The organism is Actinoplanes sp. NPDC051633 (assembly GCF_040681735.1).
Taxonomy (GTDB): Bacteria; Actinomycetota; Actinomycetes; order Mycobacteriales; family Micromonosporaceae; genus Actinoplanes.
Genome location: NZ_JBFAZH010001117.1, coordinates 1 through 2,531 on the forward strand (window position 1 = coordinate 1; position 2,531 = coordinate 2,531).

Annotated in this window: 4 protein-coding genes; 3 read left to right on the forward strand and 1 reads right to left on the reverse strand. The window is 70.1% G+C overall.

Annotation, left to right across the window (positions count from 1 at the left end; all coding sequences use genetic code 11):
• The 3 genes from larC to AB0M20_RS37775 form a co-directional block, all read left to right on the forward strand.
• The coding region (gene larC, locus AB0M20_RS37765; RefSeq protein WP_364305628.1) for a nickel insertion protein at nucleotides 1–382 on the forward strand (382 nt) is incomplete at its 5' end.
• Nucleotides 375–1,196, forward strand: coding sequence for a hypothetical protein (locus AB0M20_RS37770; RefSeq protein ID WP_364305629.1), 822 nt, complete (start codon nucleotides 375–377; stop codon nucleotides 1,194–1,196). The genes larC and AB0M20_RS37770, both read left to right, overlap by 8 nt.
• 9 nt (nucleotides 1,197–1,205) lie before the next feature.
• Nucleotides 1,206–2,018, forward strand: coding sequence for a hypothetical protein (locus AB0M20_RS37775; RefSeq protein WP_364305631.1), 813 nt, complete (start codon nucleotides 1,206–1,208; stop codon nucleotides 2,016–2,018).
• Here the strand turns inward: AB0M20_RS37775 and AB0M20_RS37780 are convergent.
• Nucleotides 2,015–2,416, reverse strand: a complete 402-nt coding sequence (locus AB0M20_RS37780; RefSeq protein WP_364305632.1) for a snapalysin family zinc-dependent metalloprotease — start codon at nucleotides 2,414–2,416, stop codon at nucleotides 2,015–2,017. The genes AB0M20_RS37775 and AB0M20_RS37780 overlap by 4 nt on opposite strands.
• Nucleotides 2,417–2,531: the final 115 nt, after the last annotated feature.

Here is a 2,531-nt window from a genome sequence, read left to right on the forward strand (position 1 = left end):
GCTGGACCGGCTGCGGTCGGCCGGCGCGGCGGACGCCTGGTGCACGCCTGCGCTGATGCGCAAGGGCCGGCCGGGTCAGGTGCTGACCGTGCTGGTCGACCCGGCCCGGCTCGACGTCGTGTGCCGGCTCGTCTTCACCGAGACGACCACGCTGGGGCTGCGCGTGCACGACGTCCGGCGGGTCGCTCTGCACCGCGACGAGATCGAGGTCACAGTGGCCGGCCGGCCCATCGCGGTGAAGCGCGGCCGGCTCGGATCGCAGGTCGTCACGGTGCAGCCGGAGTACGACGAGGCCCGATCCGTCGCCGAGCAGGCCGGCATGCCTGTCGCCGAAGTGCTCGACCGCGCGCGGGCGGCGGCCTACTGTGCCGTCCATGACTGAAGTTCCGGGCGGTTTCGACGTCCGTGCCTTCACCCGGACCGCACAGGGCCGGTTCTCCGACGAGCTCGACCTCGACTTGTTCGCCACCCAGCCGCTCACCACCGTCGACCGGGCTCAGGTCCGCTTCCTCGCCAGGGTCGAGGGAGCGAGCATGGACCACTTCCGCGACGTGCTGATGACCGCGACCCACAAGGATGCCCGGGTCACCGCCTTCCTGGTCACCTGGGCGTACGAACGGCAGTGGCTGGCCGACGCGCTGAACGCTGTGCTGGCCGCGCACGGCGAGCCCGCCGCCGGCGAGTCGCCCGAGGGTGAGCCCCGGCGCCGGTTGTCGGAGCGGCGTGCCCGGCGTGGCCCGTTGTGGCGGGCGCTCGGCTCGATCCGGCAGGGCGAGGCCGTGGTGGCCGCGCACGTGACCCTCGGCCTGGTCGACGAGTGGGTGATGGCGGCCGCGTACGAAGCGGTGGCCGAGCGCGCCGGCAACAGCACCCTGACGAAGGTGCTCGACCGCATCACCGCGGTGCGTCTGCGGCATCACGAGTTCTTCGCCACCGAGGCCGACCGGCGCCTGCGGGAGTCCGGGCGGGCCGCCCGCCTGACCCGGAGCGCGCTGCGGCATGCGGTGTGGCCGATCGGCGCGCTGCGCCGTGCGGCGGCCGACCGCGATCGGTTCGCCCGGACCGTTTTCGGCGGCGCAGACGGACGCGGCCGGGCCGAGGCGATCGGCGCCCGCGTCGCCGGACTGCCCGGGCTGGCGGCGGTCGACGGTTCCGTGATCCGAATCCTGATGACTTCCGCCCGCCCGGGGCCTTAGGTTCTCCGCATGGCTTTCGACATCGACGAGTACGCGGCCACCTCCCGCGCGGTGCGATTCGACGATCTGGACCTCGACCACTTCCGGGACAATCCGCTGCCCGCCGACACTCTGCGCACGTTGCGCTACATGACCGACGTCGAGTACCACACCATCTGCTACACCCGCGATCTGCTCACCACGCCGTCGCATGCCGACGACGACGTGGCCCGGTTCATGGTGACCTGGAACCGGGAGGAGTTCTGGCACGGCGAGGCGCTCGCGGCCGTCCTGCGGGTGCACGACATCGAGGTGGACTTCGACCAGCTGAAGGCGAACCGGCTGAAGTTCGGGTGGAAGGACGCACTGGACCCGGCGGGGCAGTCGATCCTCGGGCGGCTGGTCGGGCCGGACTTCATCGCCGTGCACATGTCGTGGGGTGCGGCCAACGAGTTCACGGCGGTGTCCGCGTACCGGCGGATGGCCGCGCTGGCGACCGACTCGGTGCTGGCCCAGCTGCTGCGCCGGATCGCGCAGCAGGAGACCAAGCACGTCGCGTTCTACGCCTCCCAGGCCCGCAAGCGGCTGGCCGCCAGCCGCAAGGCGCAGCGGATCACGCGGTTCCTGCTCAACCACGCGTGGGCGCCGGTGGGTTCGACCATCATGGATCGTTCGGAGGTCCGCTTCGTCTTCGGCCAGATCATGAGCGGCCCCGAGGGCACCGCCGAGGCACGTCGCCTCGACGGCAACCTCAGTTCCTTCCCGGGCCTGTCCGGGCTGCAGATCTTCACGAAGGCGTTCAGCAAGCTGCTCGCCGACGGCGCGCCGCCTTCGCCTGCCTAGGCCGCGGGCTGCCAGACGTAGGTGCGGGCCGGGCCGGCCACCGTCGCGCCGCGGAAGTTCGCGTTGACCTGGGCGGTCTCCCGCGCGTTCGGGTTCGGGTTGGTGCACGACACCGGCGCGCTGCTGCCCGACATCAGGTCGGCGCACAGGCCGGTGCGGCGGTCGGGGAGCCCGAGGATGTGACCGAACTCGTGCGCCGCGATGCGCGGCGGGTAGTAGCCCTGGTTCACCGCCTGCCGGCCCATGTACCAGCGGCCGTTGCCGAGCGAGGTGCTGTAGGTGCGCGGCCAGCCGTTGTCCGCGTACACCCGGATGTTGGGGGTGCGCCCGGCCGGCACCGGCACCAGCCGCACGTTGGCCGCCCGGCTGTTCCAGATCTGCGCGCCCTCGTTCACCACCTCAAAAACCTTTCAAAAACCATCAATCCACAAAAATACCACGCGAATGACACTCAAAATACAAGACTACAATTAAAAAATACTTTACAATTAAAAAATACTTAGAATAAAATAC

What these genes read in the sequence shown, in the direction of transcription:
- AB0M20_RS37775 (WP_364305631.1), top strand. Translation starts at nt 1,206, where the DNA reads ATGGCTTTCGACATCGACGAGTACGCGGCCACCTCCCGCGCGGTGCGA.
- AB0M20_RS37770 (WP_364305629.1), top strand. Translation starts at nt 375, where the DNA reads ATGACTGAAGTTCCGGGCGGTTTCGACGTCCGTGCCTTCACCCGGACC.